The sequence below is a fragment of the Nocardia sp. FBN12 genome (assembly GCF_050320175.1).
Lineage (GTDB): Bacteria > Actinomycetota > Actinomycetes > Mycobacteriales > Mycobacteriaceae > Nocardia.
The window spans coordinates 4,573,168-4,593,245 of record NZ_CP190048.1 but is presented as its reverse complement, the minus strand read 5'-3'; the positions used below and the strand labels follow the sequence as shown (position 1 = coordinate 4,593,245).

The 20,078-nt window shown below is 67.1% G+C and carries 14 protein-coding genes; 7 read left to right on the top strand and 7 right to left on the bottom strand.

All coding sequences use genetic code 11. The annotated features are described in order from the left end of the window. Nucleotides 1-11: 11 nt before the first annotated feature. Nucleotides 12-3,722: a nitrate reductase subunit alpha gene (locus ACQHI0_RS21755; protein ID WP_427903685.1), complete on the bottom strand. Its 3,711-nt coding sequence runs from the start codon at nt 3,720-3,722 to the stop codon at nt 12-14. Between the two features lie 686 nt (nt 3,723-4,408). Between ACQHI0_RS21755 and ACQHI0_RS21750 the strand changes: the two genes are divergently transcribed. Then, on the top strand, nt 4,409-5,200 hold the full coding sequence (locus ACQHI0_RS21750; RefSeq protein WP_427903684.1) for a helix-turn-helix transcriptional regulator: 792 nt from the start codon (nt 4,409-4,411) through the stop codon (nt 5,198-5,200). On the opposite strand, the gene ACQHI0_RS21745 is transcribed toward ACQHI0_RS21750, so the two are convergent. After that, nucleotides 5,197-6,030 (bottom strand): alpha/beta fold hydrolase, encoded by an 834-nt coding sequence (locus tag ACQHI0_RS21745; protein ID WP_427903683.1) that lies wholly within the window; start codon nt 6,028-6,030, stop codon nt 5,197-5,199. The genes ACQHI0_RS21750 and ACQHI0_RS21745 overlap by 4 nt on opposite strands. A gap of 218 nt (nt 6,031-6,248) precedes the next feature. Here ACQHI0_RS21745 and ACQHI0_RS21740 point away from each other — a divergent pair, with 218 nt between their 5' ends. Both ACQHI0_RS21740 and ACQHI0_RS21735 read left to right on the top strand, forming a co-directional pair. Next, entirely contained in the window at nt 6,249-7,154 is a 906-nt protein-coding gene (locus ACQHI0_RS21740) for a hypothetical protein (RefSeq protein WP_427903682.1), read from the top strand. 114 nt (nt 7,155-7,268) lie between these two features. Next, a complete protein-coding gene (locus tag ACQHI0_RS21735) occupies nt 7,269-8,813 on the top strand; it encodes an alanine/glycine:cation symporter family protein (RefSeq protein ID WP_427903681.1) in 1,545 nt (514 codons plus the stop codon). An 85-nt stretch (nt 8,814-8,898) separates the two neighbouring features. Here the strand turns inward: ACQHI0_RS21735 and mtnC are convergent, their stop codons facing one another. From mtnC to ACQHI0_RS21715, 4 genes are all read right to left on the bottom strand, one after another. Further along, the gene (mtnC, locus tag ACQHI0_RS21730; RefSeq protein WP_427903680.1) at nt 8,899-9,594 is read right to left on the bottom strand and encodes an acireductone synthase; all 696 of its coding nucleotides are present in this window, start codon (nt 9,592-9,594) and stop codon (nt 8,899-8,901) included. After that, entirely contained in the window at nt 9,591-10,160 is a 570-nt protein-coding gene (locus tag ACQHI0_RS21725) for a 1,2-dihydroxy-3-keto-5-methylthiopentene dioxygenase (RefSeq protein WP_427903679.1), read from the bottom strand. The genes mtnC and ACQHI0_RS21725 overlap by 4 nt, the downstream gene beginning before the upstream one ends. Continuing rightward, a complete protein-coding gene (mtnA, locus tag ACQHI0_RS21720) occupies nt 10,157-11,902 on the bottom strand; it encodes an S-methyl-5-thioribose-1-phosphate isomerase (RefSeq protein ID WP_427903678.1) in 1,746 nt (581 codons plus the stop codon). The genes ACQHI0_RS21725 and mtnA overlap by 4 nt, the downstream gene beginning before the upstream one ends. Nucleotides 11,903-11,995: 93 nt before the next feature. Further along, entirely contained in the window at nt 11,996-14,449 is a 2,454-nt protein-coding gene (locus ACQHI0_RS21715; RefSeq protein ID WP_427903677.1) for an arylsulfatase, read from the bottom strand. A gap of 174 nt (nt 14,450-14,623) precedes the next feature. On the opposite strand from ACQHI0_RS21715, the gene ACQHI0_RS21710 reads away from it, so the two are divergent. From ACQHI0_RS21710 to ACQHI0_RS21695, 4 genes are read left to right on the top strand one after another with little or no spacing between them, the layout of a single operon-like run. Next, the gene (locus ACQHI0_RS21710) at nt 14,624-16,201 is read left to right on the top strand and encodes an ABC transporter substrate-binding protein (protein WP_427903676.1); all 1,578 of its coding nucleotides are present in this window, start codon (nt 14,624-14,626) and stop codon (nt 16,199-16,201) included. Further along, nucleotides 16,198-17,157 carry an ABC transporter permease gene (locus ACQHI0_RS21705; RefSeq protein WP_427903675.1) on the top strand — a complete coding sequence of 320 codons (960 nt, stop codon included), beginning with the start codon at nt 16,198-16,200 and terminating at the stop codon, nt 17,155-17,157. The genes ACQHI0_RS21710 and ACQHI0_RS21705 overlap by 4 nt, the downstream gene beginning before the upstream one ends. Further along, entirely contained in the window at nt 17,154-18,005 is an 852-nt protein-coding gene (locus tag ACQHI0_RS21700) for an ABC transporter permease (protein WP_427903674.1), read from the top strand. The genes ACQHI0_RS21705 and ACQHI0_RS21700 overlap by 4 nt, the downstream gene beginning before the upstream one ends. Next, on the top strand, nt 18,002-19,828 hold the full coding sequence (locus ACQHI0_RS21695; RefSeq protein WP_427903673.1) for a dipeptide ABC transporter ATP-binding protein: 1,827 nt from the start codon (nt 18,002-18,004) through the stop codon (nt 19,826-19,828). Before ACQHI0_RS21700 ends, ACQHI0_RS21695 begins: the two co-directional genes overlap by 4 nt. Before the next feature lie 50 nt (nt 19,829-19,878). Here the strand turns inward: ACQHI0_RS21695 and ACQHI0_RS21690 are convergent, their stop codons facing one another. Continuing rightward, on the bottom strand, nt 19,879-20,037 hold the full coding sequence (locus ACQHI0_RS21690) for a hypothetical protein (RefSeq protein ID WP_266292381.1): 159 nt from the start codon (nt 20,035-20,037) through the stop codon (nt 19,879-19,881). Nucleotides 20,038-20,078: the final 41 nt, after the last annotated feature.

Here is a 20,078-nt window from a genome sequence, read left to right as displayed (position 1 = left end):
TACGCGCATGGTTAGTACTCCACTTCTTGCGATCGGCGGCGGATAGTCGTGACCTCGTCACGCTGATTTCCGGTGGGGCCGTGGTAGTTCAGGGCGAAGGACTGCTGGGCGTAGCCGCCGATCAGGTGCGAGGGCTTGATCAGCACGCGAGTGAGCGCGTTGTGGATACCGCCGCGCTTGCCCTTGGCTTCCTTGGTCGTATCCTCGGCGCCTTCGATGCGTGGCACGTCGACCGCGCGGTCCTGGGCGTGGTACATGAAGACCGTGCCTTCGGGCATGCGGTGCGACACGATCGCCCGGGCGACGACGACACCGTTGCGGTTGATCGCCTCGATCCAGTCGTTGTCCGCCACGCCGATCTTCTTGGCGTCGACGTCCGACATCCAGATCGTCTGACCGCCGCGCGAGAGCGTCAACATATGCAGGTTGTCCTGGTAGGCCGAGTGGATCGACCACTTGGAGTGCGGGGTCAGGTAGCGCACGGTGAGACCGTTGCCGCTCACATTGCCGATGCTCGGCTCCGCGAACAGCGCCGACATATCAAGGGGCGGACGGAAGATCGGCAGTTGCTCGCCGAGTTCGATCATCCAGTCGTGGTCGAGGTAGAAGTGCTGGCGACCGGTGAGCGTGTGCCACGGCTTGAGCCGCTCGACATTGATGGTGAACGGCGAGTACCGGCGGCCACCGGATTCCGAGCCCGACCATTCAGCCGAGGTGATCACCGGAACCGGACGAGCCTGGGTATCGGCGAACGTGATCCGTTTGCCCTCGGCCTCTTTCGCGAGGTCGACCAGTTCGGTGCCGGTCCGCCGCTCCAGCGCCTCGAACCCTTCGACCGCCAGGCGGCCGTTGGTGGTGCCCGACAGCGACAGAATGGCTTCGGCGGCGTGGGTGTCCTTGGCCAGCGACGGTCGTCCCGCGGCGATGCCGGAGACGATGGTGCCGTTCTGTCCGGCGAGGTAGGCCACTTCTTCCTCGGGGAAGGTGGTGACGCCCTTGGTCGTCAGGCCGAGCTTCTCCACCAGCGGCCCGAGCGCGGCCAGCTTCTCCGCGATCTTGGTGTAGTCGCGTTCGATCTCCACGATCTTGGGCATGGTCTTGCCCGGAATCGGTTCGCACTCACCGGCTTTCCAGTCCAGAACCTTGCCGCCGGCCTGCGCCAGCGCGTCGGGGGAGTCGTGCTGCAGCGGCACCGCGACGATGTCTTTGCGTGTGCCCAGGTGCTTTTCGGCGAGCCAGGAGAAGCCACGCGCGATCCGGTGGAACGCCTCGAAGTCGGTCTTGGCCTCCCACGGCGGGGAGATGGCCGGGGAGAAGGCGTGCACGAACGGGTGCATGTCGGTCGAGGACAGGTCGTGCTTCTCATACCAGGTGGCGGCGGGGAGCACGATATCGGCGAACAGGGTGGTGCTGGTCATCCGGAAGTCCAGTGCGAGCAGCAGATCCAGCTTGCCCTCGGCGCCTTCCTCCCGCCATTCCAGTTCCTGTGGGCGCACCCCGGTCGCGTCGGTGGTCTGCAGGTTGGAGCCGCAGCCGAGCAGGTGCTTCTGGAAGTACTCGTTGCCCTTGCCCGAGGAGCCGAGCAGGTTCGCGCGCCACACGGTGAGTACGCGCGGGAAGTTCTCGGGGGCGTCGGGGTCTTCGCAGGCGAAGCGCAGGTCGCCGGACTTCAACCCGGCTACCACATGCTCGGCCGGGGTCTTGCCTGCTTCGGCGGCCTCATCGGCCAGGTCGAGGGGATTGCGGTTGAAGGTCGGATAGCTGGGCATCCAGCCCAGACGACTCGCCAGGGCGATGTTGTCGGCGGCCGTACGCCCGGCGAACTTGCCCTTGCCAAGGGGCGACGCGAACGAGTCCGAGGTGAACGGGTCGTAGCGCCACTGATCATTGGTCAGGTACCAGAACACGGTGCCCTGCATCTGGCGCGGCGGCCGCTGCCAGTCGCTCGCCGAAGCCAAAGTGGCCCAGCCGGTTACGGGACGGCACTTCTCCTGGCCGACGTAGTGGGCCCAGCCGCCACCGTTCTTGCCCTGGCAGCCGGTGAGTAGCGTCAAGGTGAAGAAGGCGCGGTAGATCTGGTCGGAGTGGAACCAGTGGTTGGTGCCCGCGCCCATCAGGATCATCGAGCGACCGCCGGAACGTTCGGCGTTGTCGGCGAATTCGCGTCCGATGCGCGCCGCCTGAACGGCGGGCACTCCGGTGATTGCCTCCTGCCACGCTGGGGTGTACGGCGACTCGGCATCGTCATAGCCCTTGGCCCACTCGCCCGGCAGACCGTCGCGGCCGACGCCGTACTGGGCCAGCAGCAGGTCGAATACGGTGGTAACCCGCTTGCCCGCAACGATTTTCGTCGGCACGCCGCGGATGATCGAACCGGCGACATCGGTGTCGAAGCGCGGCAGCGCGATGGTGGCGGGTGCGTCGTCGGAGTGGCCGAGCAGGGTGAGCAGCGGGTCGACGCCGTCGAGGTCGAGGTTCCACTTGCCCGCGTCGCCCTCGCCGAAGCGGTGACCCAGTGAACCGTTGGGCACCACCGGGTTTCCGGCCTGGTCCAGCAGCACCGGCTTGTGCTCGACGCCCTCGCCGGTGTGGCCGAGATCCGCGGCGGTGAGGAACTTGCCGGGTAGGGCGCCGTCCTGATCTGCCGCCTCGTCGAGGCAGATCAGGTACGGCAGATCGGTGTAGGACTTGATGTAGTCGGTGAACATCGGAGTCTGCTTCTCGATGAAGAACTCCTTGAGCACCACGTGCCCCATCGACATCGCCAGCGCCGCATCGGTTCCCGGCCGCGCGGCCACCCACTCGTCGGCGAACTTGGTGTTGTCGGCGTAGTCGGGGGAGACCACCACGACCTTCTGGCCGCGGTAGCGCGCCTCGGTCATGTAGTGCGCGTCAGGTGTACGGGTCACCGGGACGTTGGAGCCCCACATGATGAGGTAGCCCGCGTCGAACCAGTCGGCCGACTCCGGCACGTCGGTCTGATCGCCGAACACCTGCGGCGAGGCCACCGGCAGGTCGGCGTACCAGTCGTAGAACGAGAGCATGTAGCCGCCGATCAGCGACACGAAGCGCGCGCCGGTGGCATGGCTGACCATCGACATCGCGGGGATCGGCGAGAAGCCGGCCACCCGGTCGGGCCCGTACTGCTTGATCGTGTAAACATGTGCGGCGGCGGCGATTTCGGCGGCTTCCCACCATTCGGCGCGGACGAATCCGCCCTTGCCGCGCGCCATCTTGTAGGCCTTGGCCTTGGCCGGGTCCTCGACGATCGACTCCCACGCCAGCACCGGGTCCTTGAGCTCGGCCTTGGCCTTGCGGTACAGGTCGAGCAGTGTGCCACGCACATACGGGTAGCGCACGCGGGCCGGGGAGTAGGTGTACCAGGAGAAGGAGGCGCCACGTGGGCAGCCGCGCGGTTCGTACTCGGGCTTGTCCGAGCCCACCGACGGGTAGTCGGTCTGCTGGGACTCCCAGGTGATCACGCCGTCCTTGACGTAGATCTTCCAGGAGCACGAGCCGGTGCAGTTCACGCCGTGGGTGGAGCGCACCACCTTGTCGTGCGACCAGCGGTCGCGGTAGAACTCGTCGGCATCGCGGCCACCGACCTTGTAGATGGACCGGTTGTCGGGCGAGGCCTCGCCCCGCTGGAAATACTTACCGAGGTTCAGCAATGTGTCGCCGAAATCGGCGGGCGACGGACCTTGCGTACGCGAATTAACCACGACGCCCCCTTCGAACTGTGAAATCGGGCTGTTGAGGGGAACTGTAAAGAGGCCGACTCCTTCGGCAAAACGAACTTTTCACATCCGGATTCGGGCCACGGTGAGCTGTGAGGTCGGCGCAATGTCGTGGTCACGGGGGAGACGCGTGGCGTCGTTCGCGATCGGGGGCTCACCAGGGTGAACGAGCCGCGAGCTGGCCGAACGGGGTGATCGGAGGGTGCGGCGGGAGGTCGGCGGTGATGCTTCGGAAACGACTGGTTCTCCCGCGGTTTACATTTGTTTACACACCTGGCGTGCCTGCTGAACAGCGCTGATGTGACGCCACGCACAACTATGGCCGACCCTGTCGGCGTCGGGCACCGTGATCGGGTCGCCGGCGGTGGCGTCACCGAGCCGGGCGGACTCCCTCGGTGCGACGGGTGGGCAGGCGAAGGTCTCGGACGGGCGGCCCGCAGCGGCCGCGGGTGAGCCGCGCGGAATCCTATAGCACTCTTGAACGGCGCGAATTCGAATCCTTTTAATTCGGTTCAGGACACCGCATTTCGTGACCGAACGCACAGTTGCCCGAGGGTAACTACCCAAATGGCACAGCGCCAATATAAAGAAACGGCATCTTTTCCGGTCGGCGGTTGGTTCGAGGTTGAGCGGTCATCCAGTATGGGGCGGTGCAGACAGGGAGGGTTGGGGTGATACCGAAGTCATCGTTCGACGGACCTGATGGGCCGCCGAAACCGCCGACGCTCGGCGGGTTGCTGCGGCGGCTTCGCGACGATCGGCGGATTTCCCGGGAAAAGCTCGCGTTCGCGGCGGGAGTCAGCTCGAGTTACATCACGCATTTGGAGAGCGGGGACCGCGACCGGCCGACGCGTGCGGTGATCGAGGCGCTCGTGCGCTACCTCGATCGGATCGCGCCGGTGACCGATATCGAACGCAGACATCTGTTCGATCTGGCCGGGCTCGCGCCGGTGGACAATCCGACGGTCGAGGATCTGCGCGCCGAGATCAGCGCCGAGATGCGCCGGACCCTGGCACTACAGGAACCGGACCTGGCGGCCTATGTCGACACGCGCTGGAACGTGCTCGCGGGCAACGAATCCTATGATCGCGCGTTCCCCGGTCTGGTCGAAGACGTCAATATTCTGCGCTGGTTCTTCGGCAACCCGATCTCGCGCAAAGTAATGGTGGAGTGGGAGAAGGAATCCACGCTCACCGTGCACTGGCTGCGCGGGCTGATCGGTCAGCAGGGCGGCGGTGAGTGGGCCACCGAACTGCTCGACGAATTGGCGCAATACCGCGACTTCCGCCGCATCTGGGACGACGGCGACACCGTTTACGGTCGCGATCACGCCGCCATGCGCCTGTGCGATCTGCACACCGGCGAGTACTACACCGTCGACGTGCAGCTGTTCCGGCTCGACTCCGTCGCCTACCCCGGCCGCATCCAGTACTACCTGGGCGTTCGTGGTCCCGACGACTAGATGCCCGCGGCTGCCACCGGCTCGACGGCGTACTTGGTGCAGGCCGTGACCAGACTCGACAGCGCCGCGGCAACCGGCTCGGGATGGGTCAGCGCACAGCCGTGGCCCGCACCCGCCACCGTGCGCACACCGCTCGCGCCGGGCAGCCCGGCCGCCAACCGCGCGCACTTGTCCGCGGTGCTGCTGAGGTCGTTTTCGCCGCGCAGGACGAGGGCGGGCACGGTGATCTCGCCGAGCCGCCCGTGCACCGACTCGCGCCCGATCAGGCAGTCGGCCGCGGGACGGATCGCGGTGCGATCGGCGGCGAGCCAGCGGGTGATCCAGGTCTGCCAGATTCGCGGATCGTTGCCGCCGATCAAGCGCGGGGCGAGATCTTGCGCCAGTGGCCGCAATGCGCCGGTGCCACACCATTCGTCGAAGAAGTTCTCGTAATAGGTCTCGTCGGCCCTGGTGCACGCATCGGCTTCGGTATCGAGCAATGCCAGCCCGGTGACGCGGTCGGGAGCGAGCAACGCCATGCGCAATGCCGCGTAACCGCCCTGGCTCACGCCGCCGACAACGGCGTGCTCGATGCCGAGTGCGTCGAGCACCCGCAGGCCGTCGGTGGCCAGATCCCAGTAGTCGAAGCGTGGGTTGTCGCCGTAGCCGGTGCGGCCGTGACCGCGCGCGTCCCAGGCGACGACATTGATATCGGTGTGTGCCAGGACTTTCCGGAGCGGGTCGAACATGGATTCGTCCATGAGGAATCCGTGGGCGAGCAACAGCGTCGGACCGTGGACGGCGTCGGTGCGGAAATGAATGTTCACAGAATCGGAGTGCACGAAGGGCATGTTCGGAACATACAAGCGAATCAGTCGATTTCGCCCGGTTGCGGACCGAATGCGGTGTCGCCTGTTCGGTGTAGCGCCCGTCCTGTGAATTCACTGACGAGTGTATGTCCCTCACCGGGGCGACATTTTTGTGCGCGCCCTGTGGACATGTCTGTTCATGGCCGATTGGATAGAGGGCGCAGGCGATATTCGGCTCGAATCGGAAAATGGGGATTTTGATGAGGGTGACGGAGCAAGGGCTCGACGCACACATAAGTCTGGCGGCCGCGGGCGACGGCGTCTCGGCGACATTCGCGGTCTGCGACGCGGAGGGCAGGGCGATCTGGTACGGCCCGTTCATCGACGCCGACGCCGACCATCCGCGCGGTGACCAGCGCACCGCCGCGATGGGAGCGGCGGGCCGCGCGATCTGGCTCGCGGGCCGAGCGCGCGAGGACACCGGAGTCGAGAAAGTGACCTTGCACCTGTCGGTCAGCGAACCGGGACTCGACGCCATCACCCTGGCCTGCACCGCCTCGATGGCCGGACTGGCGCTGGAACTGGTTGTCACCGACGACAATCCGGCCCTGGACTGGTGCCAGGCCTTCGGCAGGCTCGACTGGACATCGGGCCCGTTGACCGAACTCGTCGATCCGGAAGCGCCACCGCCGATACCGGCGCTGCGCGCGATCACCGGCGGCCTCGACCAGCAGTCCGAACCACAGGAAAGGCTCGTCATGCACGAACTGGCACTCGATCCCTCGATGGAACTGCGCTCGGCACTGGAAAGTCTGCTGCTGCACGACGCCGTCGGCATGGACGCCACGATGCGCCACGCCGTCGCCGCGGTCGTCCACCTGACCGTCGACACACCGCACGGACCGCCGGCGGACGCGGAAGAATTCCTCGGCCGATTCGACGCCTCGTGGTTGGTGGCGTCGTGGCTGGGGCACGACACCGAGCTCTCGCTGATCGCCACGTTGTGCGCGGGCGAGATACCGGCGCTGTCGTGGTGCGAGCTGATGTTCACGACCACCTTGGCGCCGTGGTCGACCGGTCCGGTCGCGGTGCACGCGCGGCGGGTGTTTCGCGAGAGTGCGGGGCAGGCGGGAGGCTCAACGGAGCTGCGGGCCGTGGGAAGGTGAATCGGCCGATATTGTTACTTTTGCTCACAAGAATGTAACGGGTTCAGTTACTCGGCGGTTACCGGACATGCGATCATGGCTCCCGACCTCGACATCGTTAGGGAGCAAAATCAAGTGTCCGAGTTCTTGACCACGATCAACGGGTATATCTGGAGTGACTCGCTGATCTACCTGTGCTTGGCCGCGGGCGTGTATTTCTCGATCAGGACCAGATTCGTCCAGATCCGGCAGATCCCGGAGATGATCCGGTTGCTGGTGAACGGCGAGAAATCCGCGTCGGGCGTCTCCTCGTTCCAGGCACTGGCGATGTCGCTGTCCGGACGTATCGGTACCGGCAATATCGCCGGTGTCGCGACGGCGATCGCGTTCGGTGGGCCGGGCGCGCTGTTCTGGATGTGGATGGTCGCGTTCCTCGGCGCGTCGACCTCCTTCGTCGAATGCACCCTCGGCCAGATCTACAAGACCCGCGACCGGATCACCGGTGAATATCGCGGCGGGCCCGCGTACTACTTCAGCACCGCGATGGCGCACACCAAGGCCGCGCCGTTGTTCAAGGTGTACGGCGTGATCTTCGCGGCGGTCACTGTGCTCGCCTGCGGTCTGCTGATGCCAAGCGTGCAGTCCAACTCGATGGCCGCGGCGATGCACCAGGCATGGGGCATCTCGGAATGGGCCATCGCGGTCGGCACGGTGATCGTGCTCGCCTTCGTGATCATCGGCGGCGTCAAACGGATCGCCGCGTTCGCCTCGGTGGTCGTGCCGTTCATGGCCGTGGCCTACATCTTGATCGCCATGATCATCGTCTTCGCGAACGCAGGCCAGATTCCCGAGATCTTCTCGCTGATCTTCCGCAGTGCGCTCGGCATCGACTCGGCGTTCGGCGCGATCGTCGGGTCCGCGGTCATGTGGGGCGTCAAGCGTGGCGTGTACTCCAACGAGGCGGGGCAGGGCACCGGCCCGCACTCGGCTGCCGCCGCTGAGGTGTCCCACCCCGCGAAGCAGGGCCTCGTCCAGGCGTTCGCCGTGTACATCGACACCCTGTTCGTCTGCACCGCGACCGGTCTGCTGATCCTGTCGACCGGTGCCTACCGGGTCTTCGAAGGCGAGTCGGCCGCCGGCGCTGTCCTGGCCGACGGTGGCGCACTGCCCTCCGACATCGCGGTGGGACCGGCCTACGCGCAGACCGCGGTCGACACCCTCTGGGGCGGCTTCGGCTCGACCTTCGTCGCGATCTCGCTGGCCTTCTTCTGCCTGACCACGATCATCGCCTACTACTACATGGCGGACACCAACGTCCGGTTCCTGCTCGGCAAGAAGGCCGCTACACCGGTTCCGTTGCTTCGCGGCACCATCGGCAGCAACACCACGCTGGTCCTGCAGGCGCTGATCCTGGTGTCGGTCGCGGCGGGCGCGGTGTCGACCGCCAGCGACGCGTGGGCACTCGGCGATATCGGCGTCGGCCTCATGGCCTGGCTCAACATCATCGGAATCATCGTCATCCAGCGGCCCGCGTTCATCGCGCTGCGCGATTTCGAGCGCCAGCAGAAGGCGGGCAAGGACCCGGTCTTCGACCCGAAGGAACTCGACATCCGCAACGCCACCTTCTGGGAGACCTACGAGCCCGAGCCGGACCGCGACAAGGTCTCGGTCGGGTCGTGACACGCCCTCGCCGAGGTCCGGTCATCCCGGACCTCGGCGAGTCCTAGCGCTCGACGACGGTGACGCCGAGTTCGCGCAGGAGGGGTCATCGGTGGTGCCGGCCGACCTCGATGTCGGCGAAGGAACTCACCCAGAGGTGGGGCGGGCGTGGGGGGTTGGGTTCGCCGGGGCGGTGGATGCCGATGGTCTGCCAGCCCGCGGTGACGGCGGCGTCGAGTTCGTCCGGGTGGTCGGACAGGAACAGGATTTCCGGTGCGGGGACGCCGATGCGGTCGGCGATGGACGCGTAGGAGGTGGGCTCGCGTTTGGGGCCTGCGGTCATCAGGTCGAAGTGGTCGGTGATCAGGCCGGACAGATCACCCGCGTCGGCGAAGGTGAACCAATCGCGTTGGTTGCGTTCGGAACCGGAGGAATAGACGAACAGCTGGAAGCCGTTGGCGTGCCACGCTTTCAGCGTGGGTGCCACGTCGTCGAAGAAGCGGCCGTGCAGGGCGCCGGTGCGGAACCCCTTGGCGCAGATCGCGCCCTGGGCCGTCTTGAGTGGTTCGGCTTTGACATCGGATTTCAGCCAGCCGCGCAGGATTTCGGCGATGCGGTCCGTGCCCGCGGTGGGTTCGCCGGCGAGTTCGCGGGTCGCGGAGATCACCGAATCGGCTGTGCCGTCGGGGTTCTCGGTCAGCCAGGCGGGTAGGTGGGCGGCGGTGTAGCTGTAGAGGTCGGTGCGGACCGCGTCGGTGGGGCTGGTGGTGCCCTCGATGTCGAGGACGATCGCGCGGGTCATGCGAGTAGTTCGTCGAGGGTGGGGAAGCCCGCGCTGATCTTGTCGCCGGTGAAGTCGCCGACCCAGCCGTCGGCCTCCTCGAAGAAGCGAAGGGCGATGAAGTCGGGGGTGGTGCCCATGTCGAACCAGTGCAGGGTGCCCGCCGGGACCGAGAGCAGGTCGCCCGCTTCACAGACCGTCGCGAGCACGGTGTCGCCCACATGCAGGTAGAAGCAGCCGCGGCCGGCGGCGAAGAAGCGCACCTCGTCCTCGGCGTGGCGGTGCTCGTCGAGGAACTTCGCGCGCGCACCGGCGGCGATGGCAGGCCACTCCGGGTTGTCGGCGTCGGGGTGGATCCGGGCGACGTCGATGTGCTGATAGCGGCCCGAGGCATTGAGCTCGGCGATCTGCGGGCCGTAGTGCGCCAGCAGGGTGTCGGAGTCGGTGGCCGCGGCATCGGGGCGGATTTCCCAGTGCGAGTAGGCGATTCCGTGCTGTGCCAGCTCGGTGCCGATCTCGGTGGGGTCGGTGGTGCGCACCCGGACGTCGGCGGCGTTGTCGGCGGCCATCACTTGCAGCAGGGTCATGTCGGTCCGATCTCGAGGGGTGTGGCGTCGGTACGTCCGGTGCGGGCGATCAACTCGCACAGGGCTTCCAGGCATTCGGCGCGATCACGCGCCTGGGCAAGAGTGTCACCCCAGGTGGTGATCCCGTGCCCGGTGATGAACAGGATCGGTGGGGCGGTGGGGTTTTCGCGGAGATAGGTTTCGATGTCGGCGCCGATCCGCGCCACCTCGGGCCAGTTCGGGAACACCGGGATCACGACCGTCGACGGGTCGGTCAGACCGAATCCCTTGAGCAGTTCGAAACCGCTGATCCGCAAGGGGGTCACCGCGTCGCCGGGTCGTGCGGCGGTGGTGGCCAGTGCGGTGGCGAAAGGCGAGTGCACGTGCACGACCGCACCGGCGGGACGAGTGCGATAGACGGCAGTGTGAATGCTGGTCTCGGCGGACGGCTTTCGGCTCTGGCCGGGGTGTGGGATGGTGTCGGCGATCGCGACGAGGACCGTATCGTGTTCGCTCAGTTCACCCTTGGACAGCCCGCTCGCGGTGATGAGCGTGTCCTCGCCCGCTGTCGCCTCGCTCCGCCCGGACTCGGACGAGCTCGACGCGATCCGCACCGAGATATTGCCCGCGGTCCCAGGCATCCAGCCCCGGCCGTACAGCTGACGGGCGACAGCGGCGATTGCCCGACCGTGCTCGGCGAGCGGCGTGGCCGCGGCGTGGTGAATCCCCCGGCCTCGCCCGTCGAACGTGTCCGAATTGCGGTAGACCGCACCGTTTTCCGTCACGACGGCGGTGACCAGGTCGGTGGGTGTCACGTCGAATGCCGGGTTGAACACCGCGGTGTCCGCCGGCGCTGTCGCGTGCCCGCCGAACCCGGTGACCTCGGCGGGAGCCCGCTGCTCGACCACGATCTGTGCGCCGGTCGCCATCGCGGTGTCGCGGGTGGATTCCGGGGCGACCACGATGAACGGGATGCGGTGGTGGCGGGCGGCCAGGGCCAGGGCGAAGGTGCCGATCTTGTTGGCGACGTCGCCGTTGGCGGTGATCCGGTCCGCACCGACGAGCACGGCGTCGACCTGCCCGGTCGCCATGGCCCAGGCCGCCGCGGAGTCGATGGTCAGCCGGTGCGGGATGCCCGCCTCGGCCAGTTCCCAGGCCGTGAGCCGGGCGCCCTGGAGCAATGGGCGGGTCTCGTCGACGATCACGTCCTCGACGGCGCCACGCTCGTGCAGCACTCGCAACGCGCCGATCGCGGTGCCCACCGCACTGGTGGCGAGGCGGCCGGTGTTGCAGTGGGTGAGCAGGCGCAGCGGCCCCTCGCCGCACAGACGTTGGACCAGGTCAGCGGCATGGGTGGCGGCCGCGAGGTTGACTCGCCCGTCCTCGGCCAGCATGTCGAGGGTCTCGGCCAGCACCGCGTCGGCGCCCTCGGCGATCCGTCCCCGCACCCTGTCGACCGCCCATGCCAGGTTCACCGCCGTCGGTCGCGCCGCGGCGATCCGATCGGCCTCCGCCCGCACCGCGCCCACATCGACGGTCCGCGCGCCTGCCGAGTCGTGGCGAGTGTGCGCCAGGGTCGCGATCACCACGCCGAAAGCACCGGCGATGCCGATCGCCGGGGCGCCGCGGATGGCGAGGGTGGTGATCGCGTCGATGATCTCGTCGACGGTGCGTAGGCGCAGTTCACGGACCTCGTGCGGCAGTCCGCGCTGGTCGATGGTGACGAGCGCACCGTCGTCCCAGATCAGGGAACTGTCGTCCATCGGGTGTCCTCACTGCGTGGTGATTCTGGCTGGTAAACGGTATCCGACCTGGTCGAGAGCCGTTCTCCGGGGCCTGCGCTGACCACGCGCCCCTCACTCCGCGGCGTACTCGGCCTCGCGTTCCACGGCGTCGATCGTGCGCTGCGGCACCTGGACCGGTCCCGGCGTATATGTGATCGCCCGTAACGCGCCGGTGTAGCGGAACGGTCCCCGGCGCTCGCGCAGCTCCCACGAGACCGGCCCGCGCGCGTCGACGCCCACGGAGATCCCGGTCCACGGCGCCATGCCGACGAGCTGCACCTGATCGGTCAACTCGGCGAGCGGCGTGCCGTCGACCTCGATGGTGAAGTCCCAGCGCAGCTGCGGCCGGATCGTTGCGCGCACGGTGATCTCGCGCGTCCCGATCGGCAGTGCCACACCCACCGACGCGTAGCGGCCGTAACTGTTCACACCGAGCACCACCTCGCCGTTCTCGACGTAGAGCAGGTATCCGCCGAGCGGATCACCGTGGGCGACCAACACCCCCTCGTCGCCGAGTCGATAGCCGATCTCCGGCGGGGCGACCGGCCTCCCTGCGTCGCGTCCGACCACGTCGACACGTGCTTCATCGGCACTCGGCACCGCGGCGGCGGACGGAGTCCCCGCGAGCGGCAGCACTGCTCGCCCCGGCGCGCCGGACGGGTTGACGGCGGCCAGGTCGGCGGTGATGGTGAAATCGCGATAGGCGATGAGGCGTTGGGAGCGATAGCGCTCGAGGGTGGGGGTGCCAGGCAGGAGTCGGACCGGCGCGGCGAAACGGGCTTCCTCCGGGCGACGGCGGAACAGATCGGCTCGCGTGAGCAGTGGGAAGACCGTATTGGACCAAGCTGATTCGTCCCAGGCAGCCGCGAGCTCGACGGCCTTCTCGGGGAAGGTCGCCGAAAGGTCGTGCAGCTCTGTCGGATCGGCGCGCACATCGAACAGCTGCCAGTTCGGCGCATCGATGTCGGCGTCGGAGTCGTGCAACGACAGCAGCTTCCAGCCGTCGCGGTAGAAGCCGCGATGGCCGGTCATCTCCGAATACTGCTCGGTGTGCCGGGTCGGTGCCGCCGGATCGCGTAGGAGTTCGGCCGCCGAGATGCCGTCGAAGTCCTTGGCGGGCAACCCACTACGCACAGACGGACGGTCGAGGCCCGCCAGTTCGAGCAGGGTAGGCGCCAGGTCGGTGACGTAGGCGTACTCGTGGCGGATGCCGGAATCGGTATCCGCGCGTGGCAGCCCCTTCGGCCACGACACCACCAAAGGCACCCGCACGCCGCCCGCGAAGGTCTGCCCCTTGTAGAACCGGAACGGCGTGTTGGACGCCTGACCCCACCCACGCGGGTAGTGCACGCCCAGCTTCGCGGTGCCGATCAGATCCTCGTCATGGGCGACATCGCCTACCCAGTCGGGGTCGTCGACGTGGGCGAACTCGGCGAAATAGGAGCGGGTGCCCTCCGGTCCGCCCTCGGCTGTTCCGCCGTTGTCGGAGGTGAACACGATGATGGTGTTGTCGAGTTCGCCGAGGTCTTCGAGCAGGTCCACGATGCGCCCCAGGCTCTGGTCGATGCTGTCGACCATGCCCGCATACACCTCCATGTACTTGGCATACCGCCGCTGCTCCTCGGCAGACAGCGAATCCCATTCCGCCGCTTCATAACCCGGCTCGGTATTGCGCGGCTTCTGCTCGGTCCCCGGCGGGAACAAGCCCTGAGCCAGCTGCTCGGCGAAGCGACGCCTGCGCAGCTCATCCCAGCCCTGCGCGTAGCGGCCGCGATACTTGGCCTGGTCCTCGGCCTTGGCCTGCAGTGGCCCGTGCATCGCCACGTGCGCGAAGTACAGGAAGAACGGTTTCTCCGCGTCATGGGCGCGCAGATCCTTGATGTAGGACAGCGCCTTGTCGGTGAGATCGTCGGTGAGGTAGTAGCCCCGCGGGTACTCCTCCACGTCGACCACCGAACTGTCCGACACCAGCTGGTTGGGGTAGTAGAAGGAGTTCAAGCCCTCCAAAGACCCGTAGTAGCGGTCGAATCCACGCTGGGTCGGCCACGAATCGCGAGGGGCTGACGGGTTCATCGTGGCATCGCGCACCAGATGCCATTTGCCCACCGCGTAGGTGGCGTATCCATTGCTCCGCAATATCTCCGGGAGCGTGAGCACATCGTCGGCCAGTTCGAGACGAAGGCCGGGATAGCCGGGATCGGCATTGGCGACGAATCCGAAACCCGCACGGTGGGAATTGATTCCGGTCAGCAGCGCCGCCCGCGAGGGCGAGCACAGCGGCGTGGTGTGGTAGTTCGACAGTCGAACACCCTGTGCCGCGAGACGATCCAGCGTCGGCGTCTCGATCTCCGATCCGAACGGACCGATATCGCTGTAGCCCATGTCGTCGACGAGCACGACGACGATGTTCGGCGCGCCGGCGGGCGCGGCGGGCGGATAGGTCCAAGCGGGCGTGGATTGCGCCGACGTGCGACCGGCCGAGCCGGGAAAGGATTCGTAACCGCGGGCATGGGGTGGAACAGGCATTCCTGCAGTAAAGGCGACATACCCGCTGGTCACCAGGGTTAAGTACACGGTGCGTCGAATCGGTGACCGGTGCGGCGCAACTTGTTAGCGTCACTGCCGGCCCTTCCCCCGTGGTGCGCTGCGCACCCTCCTCGGCCCGCCGCGCGGGTCGATGCGTCTTCGAGGATCTTCACGATGAGTTCAACGCCAAGTGGCTTCGGCCGCCGAAACTTCCTGCGCACCAGCGGCATCGCCGCCGCGGCCATCTTCGGTGGTGCCGCACTGGCGGCCTGCACCTCGGCGGTCTCGGAACAGAAGGCGAGCGGCGACGACGCGACACCGGTGCGCGGCGGCACCCTGAAGGTCGGCATCCGGGAGGACCTGGTCCCGGCGAACCTGCTCACCAATACCGCGGCGGTTCCGATTGTGATCGGGCTGGTCTACGAATCGCTGATCCGCTACCCGAACGACAGTCTGGAACCGCAACCATTACTGGCGAAATCGTGGCAGCTGGCCGCCGACGGCCGATCGCTGAGCCTGGACCTGCGCGACGACGTGAAATTCCATTCCGGCCGTCCTTTCACCGCCAAAGATGTGGAGTTCTCGCTACGCACCTATGCCGACGTCAAATGGTCCGCGCAACTGCGTAGTTCGGCGGCGGCCATCACCGGCTTCGACATCGTCTCGCCCACGCGAATCGTGCTGCGGCTCGCCCACCCGCTGAGCAACATCTTCGACCTGCTCGACACCGTCCCCATTCTGGACAGCGAAACCGCGGACAAACTCGGCACCGGCGACACCTACATCGGCACCGGTCCGTTCGAATATGTCGAGCGCATCCCGAATGCGCAGTTGATCTTCCAGAAGAACCCGAACTATTGGGTGCCGGAGCGCCCCTATCTCGACCGGGTCGAGATCTCGATCATCCCCGACCCGAACGCGCTGCTCAACGCCTTGAAGTCCGGTCAGATCGCCGCGGCGCGCGAACTCGGCTACCGCGATGCCGAAAACCTCGGCAGGAGCGGCGGATTCACGGTGCACAATCTCGATGGCGCCGAGCTACAAGCCTATGTGGGCGTCAATGTGACCGAACCCGCGCTGGCCGATGTCCGGGTCCGCCAGGCCATCGCCTACGCCCTCGACCGTGATCGCATCATCGACGAGGTGTTCCGGGGCGCGGGATATCCGCTGAACGTGCCGTGGCCGAAGAACTCGCCCGCCTTCGACGAGACCCGCAATACGAAATACACCCGCGACATCGACAAGGCGAAGCAGCTACTCGGCCAGGTGGCCAAACCACCGAAGCTGCCGCTGACCTTCGCCCCCGGTTATGGCGAGGTCGCCCAGATCGTGCAGGCCAATCTCGCCGACGCGGGTATCGAGGTCGAACTCGACCCGGTCGACGCCGCTACCTTCGTCAAGCAACTCACCGGCCAGCAGTTCCGTGGCCTGTGGGTCACCGACCATTCGTGGGCGCAGTTCGTCCCGTCGACGCTCACCGTGAGCGCCTACCCGTTCAACGCCCGCCGCAATGCCTCCCGCTACGAATCGCCGGTCTACACCGCCGCTGCCGACACAGCCTGGCAGCTGCCGCAGGGCACCGGGCCCGACGCGGTGCGCGCCTATCAGGCCGTCACCGACCAGCTGCTCGATGGACTGTTCCTGATCGAGATCGGCGTCCGTTTCCAGCAGTACTCCACTGTGAACAAGGTGCACGGTTTCGCCTGGACCAAGCGCCGCGAGCCCGTCCTCACCGACACCTTCCTGTCATGACGCGCTATCTGCTGCACCGCCTCCCGTCGGCACTGCTGGTGCTCTTCGCCGCCTCGGTGCTGATCTTCCTGCTGCTGCGGCTGGTCCCCGGCGACCCGGCCACCATCCTGGCGGGCAACGACGCGACACCGCAGACCATCGAGGTGATCCGCCACCAGCTCGGCCTCGACCGATCCATCCCCGTGCAGTACCTGCGGTGGCTCGGCGACCTGTTCACCCTCGACCTCGGCCGCTCCTACATCATCGGCGGGGAGATCACCGACCTGGTCGGCCGTGGGCTCACCAACACCCTGGTGCTCACGGTGACCGCCCTGCTGCTGGCCGTGCTGGTGAGCCTGGTCGTGTCGGTGGCCTCGGTGCTGTGGCCGAGCCGCTGGTTGAATACCGTGGTAGCCGCGGCTAATACGATCGCGGTCGCGCTGCCCACCTTCGTCGTCGGCCCGCTGCTCGTGCTCGTGTTCGCCGTCGTCGTTCCGGTGCTGCCCGCCGGTGGGGTGCCGCCGGACGGATTCACCGCGCGACCCGATATCGCGGTGCAGTATCTGCTGTTGCCCGCGATCTGCCTCGCCCTGCCGGTGTCGGCGGCGCTGACCCGCTTCCTCACCGAGGCGCTACGCACCGAACTCGCGAAACAGTATGTGCTGACGGCACGTTCGCTCGGCGTCGGACATCGCGAGATCGTCACCCGCGGCGCGCTGCGCAACGCGCTGCCGACCATGCTCACCGTGCTCGGTATCCAGACCGGGCAGTTGCTCGGCGGTGCGGTGCTGGTGGAGGCCGCCTTCGTGTGGCCGGGGATCGGACAGCTCATCGAGCAGGGGATCAGTCGTCGTGACTACCCGCTCGTGCAGGTGCTGTTGCTGTTGTCGGTGGCGGTGTTCGTGGTGATCCAGCTGATCACCGATATCGCCCACGCGTGGCTCGACCCGCGTATCCGGATCGGCGGACGGGCATGACGATCGAGAAGACAGCCGATGTCGCACCGCCCACCGACGGTCCCTTGCGCGCGCTGCGTCATGGGCAGGGCCTGGCTGGGGTACTGCTGGTCGTTGTGGTCGCGCTCGCCGGCGTGTTCGCCGGAGTGCTCAGCTCCTACGATCCACTCACCCAGATCCCCGGCGCCAACCTGCTCGGGCCGAGCGCGCAACACTGGCTCGGCACCGACCACCTCAATCGCGACGTGGCCGCCCGCGTGCTGGCGGGAATCCGGATCGACCTGCTGATCGCGCTGCTCGCGGTGCCGGCCGGCGCGGTGATCGGGGCGCTGATCGGACTCGCTGCCACCGCCCACCCGGTCGCGGACGTGACCGTCCAGCGGGTGTTCGACCTGATTCTGGCCTTCCCCACCCTGATCCTCGGGATCACGCTCGCCGCGATCACCGGGCCGGGCTGGCACGCGGTGGTCATCGTGATCATCGCCGCCGAGATCCCGATCTTCGGACGTCAGATCCGCACGGCGGTGCTGGCCGTGCGCGAACAGCCGTTCGTCGAAGCGTCAGAGGTGATCGGGGCCGACACCTGGTGGACGCTGCGAAAACATGTGCTGCCCAATGTGATCGAGCCGCTGGGTGTGCAGTTCGCGCTGTCGCTGTCGGTGGCGGTGTTCATCGAAGGCGCGATGAGCTTCATCGGCATCGGCGTGCTCCCACCGCAGCCGTCGCTGGGTGGTCTGATCGCCGCCTCGATCGCCAACCTCGACGCGAATCCGTGGATAGCGATCGGGCCGTTGGTCGTGGTGGCCGCGTTGACCCTGGGATTTCTGCTGATCGCCCAAGCATTGGGCCGGGCAAGGAGATTGGCATGAGCGCACCATCCGAGCTCGATCCGGTGCTCGAGATCGATGAGCTGACAGTGGGATTCGGGGACAAGACGGTCGTCGACCGGGTGAGTCTGCGGGTGCGCCGGGGCGAGGTGGTCGCGCTGGTCGGTGAATCCGGTTCGGGGAAATCGCTCACCGCGCGATCGGTGCTCGGGCTGTTGCCGGGCACCGCGCGGGCGGGCGGATCGGTCCGGCTCGCGGGCGCGCAGGTCGTCGGTGCCGCCGAATCGGCGTTGCGGGAGCTGCGCGGAACCAAGGCCGCCATGGTCTTTCAGGAACCGCAGACCGCGCTGAACCCGGTGCAGAAGATCGGCACCCAGCTCGCGCAGGCACTGCGTGCGCACGGTGTCACCGACAAAGCCGCCGCGCGGGCCCGAGCAGTCGAACTGCTTGCCGCCGTGGATATTCCGGAACCGGCGAAGCGGATCGACTGGTTCCCGCATCAGCTCTCCGGCGGGCAGAAGCAGCGCGTGGTCATCGCACTCGCGCTGTCCGGTGAGCCCGAATTGCTGATCGCCGACGAGCCGACCACCGCTCTCGATGTCACTGTGCAGGCCGAGATCCTCGACCTGCTGCGCTCCCTGCAACGTCGGCGCGGCACCGCGATCCTGTTCATCACCCACAACCTCGGCGTGGTCGCGGAGATCGCCGACCGGGTCGTGGTGCTGCGCGCGGGGCGGGTGGTCGAGGAGCAGACGGTGTTCGGGTTGTTCGCCGATCCGGGCGAGGAATACACCCGGACGCTGCTGGCCGCGGTGCCACGGTTACCCGCGGTGCGGCCTCAGATCACCGACGCCGGCGTGGTCGGCCCGCCCGATGACGCCGACGAGCAGACACCACTCGTGGTCGAGCCGGAGGACGATGTCGCGGTGGCACCCCCGGAAGGGAATGTGCGCCGGATACTGCGGCGGGTGGTCGCGCGGGAGCCTGCCGTTGTCGCCGAAAAGGGTGGCGGGCGAGGTGAATCCGAGTACCGCGAGGTGCTGCGGATCGACGATCTGTCGGTGGTGTATCCAGGACGGCACGGCGCCGCGTCGTTCCCCGCACTGCAGGATATTTCGCTGACCCTCGGACCGCGGGAAGTGCTCGGTCTCGTCGGTGAATCCGGGTCGGGTAAGAGCACTCTCGGGCGCACCGCGCTCGGACTCGTACCGGCAACTTCGGGACGAGTCGAGCTGCAGGGTGTTTCGCTGGCGGGGTTGTCACGGCGTGAGCTGCGTGGGCTGCGCAAGCACGTCGCGCTGGTGCATCAGGACGCGAGTGCCTCGCTCGATCCCCGACGCAGTATCGCCGCCGCCATCGCCGAACCGTTGCAGGTACATCGGGCAGCGTCGGGCGCGCTGTTGCGGACCAAGGTCGAGAACCTGCTCGAATCGGTGCGGCTGCCAAGGGATTACGCGCAGCGCAGGCCGGGGGAGTTGTCCGGTGGGCAGCGTCAGCGGGTGGCGTTGGCGCGCGCGCTGGCCTTGGCACCGCGACTGTTGGTAGCTGATGAGCCCACCAGCGCGCTCGATGTGTCGGTGCAGGCGCAGGTGCTCGACCTGTTCGCCGACCTGCGCGCCGAATACGGTTTCGCCAGCTTGTTCATCAGTCACGATCTGGCCGTGGTGCACCAGGTCGCCGACCGGGTAGTGGTGCTGCGGCAGGGCCGGATCGTCGAAACCGGCGAGGTGCGCGCGGTATTCGCCGCACCGGCTCAGGAGTACACCCGCCGCCTGCTCGACGCGGTTCCCGTTCCCGATCCGTCGACGGCGCGGCGCGGGCGGGACGAATCCGCGGCAGGCGCGCCAGCGAGTATCGGGGCCTGACGTGGACGAGCCGCCGGTAGCGATACCGGCGGCTCGTCGACACACGTATATCAGTGATGGCCGGGGCGGCGCTGCTGATCACGCCGATCGTCCTGACCTGCTCGCGGCATCCCTTGCGAGTCCTGCCCCTGCTCCTGCCGCTGCTCCTGCTGCTGGCGCGGCATCTGCTTGGGCATTTTCTTCGGTGCTTTTCGAGACTTGTCAGCCATCTCCACACGGTCCTTTCCGAGGGATAAAGGATAAAGCCTTT